Below are 950 nucleotides of genomic sequence, written 5' to 3' on the forward strand. Positions count from 1 at the left end.
CCGTCGCCGGTCCAGCGGACCAGGTCGCCGGTGCGGTACATCCGCTCCCCCGGCCCGCCGTACGGGTCGGGCACGAAGCGTTCGGCGGTCAGGCCGGGCCGGCCGAGGTAGCCGCGCGCGAGCTGGACGCCGGCGAGATACAGCTCGCCGGCGACGCCGGGCGGCACGGCGCGCAGCCGCGCGTCCAGGACGAGCAGGCGCGTGTTCCAGACGGGCGTGCCGATCGGCACCGGGCCCGGCTCGGTCACCTGCCAGGACGTGACGTCCACCGATGCCTCGGTGGGCCCGTACAGGTTGTGCAGCTCGGCGCCGAGCGTCGCGCGGAACCGTTCGGCGACCGGCGCGGGCAGGGCCTCGCCGCTGCACAGTACGCGTCGCAGCCCGGTGCAGCCCGCGGCGGACGGCTCGTCGAGGAAGGCCGCGAGCATCGACGGGACGAAGTGCGCCGTCGTGACGCGCTGCTCGTTGATGAGCCGGGCGAGGTAGGCCGGGTCGCGGTGGCCGTCCGGGCGGGCCAGGACGAGTGTCGCGCCGGTGATGAGGGGCCAGAAGAACTCCCACACCGACACGTCGAACCCGGCCGGGGTCTTCTGCAGCACCCGGTCGCCGGGCTTCAGGCCGTACCGGTCCTGCATCCACAGCAGCCGGTTGACGGCGCCCTCGTGCGGGACGACGACGCCCTTGGGGCGCCCGGTCGACCCGGAGGTGTAGATGACGTACGCCGGGTTGCGCGGCCCGGCGGCCACGGGTTCGGCGCGGCCCTCGGCCCCGGCGAGCCATTCGGGAGTGACGACGACGACCGGGGCGGCGTCCTCGACCATCGCCGCGATCCGGCGCGGCGGATGGTCCAGGTCCAGCGGCAGGTACGCCGCGCCCGCCCGGTGCGTGGCCAGGATCGCGACGACGAGGTCGGGCGAGCGGGGCAGCGCGAGCGCGACGATCCGCTCCGG

Annotated in this window: 1 protein-coding gene; it reads right to left on the bottom strand. The window is 75.7% G+C overall.

Annotation, left to right across the window (positions count from 1 at the left end; genetic code table 11):
• Positions 1-950 (bottom strand): AMP-binding protein (locus tag ACFFNX_RS51225; protein WP_378213779.1); only part of this gene is annotated, 950 nt, incomplete at both ends.

The sequence above is a fragment of the Actinoallomurus acaciae genome, assembly GCF_042429965.1.
GTDB lineage: Bacteria > Actinomycetota > Actinomycetes > Streptosporangiales > Streptosporangiaceae > Actinoallomurus > Actinoallomurus acaciae.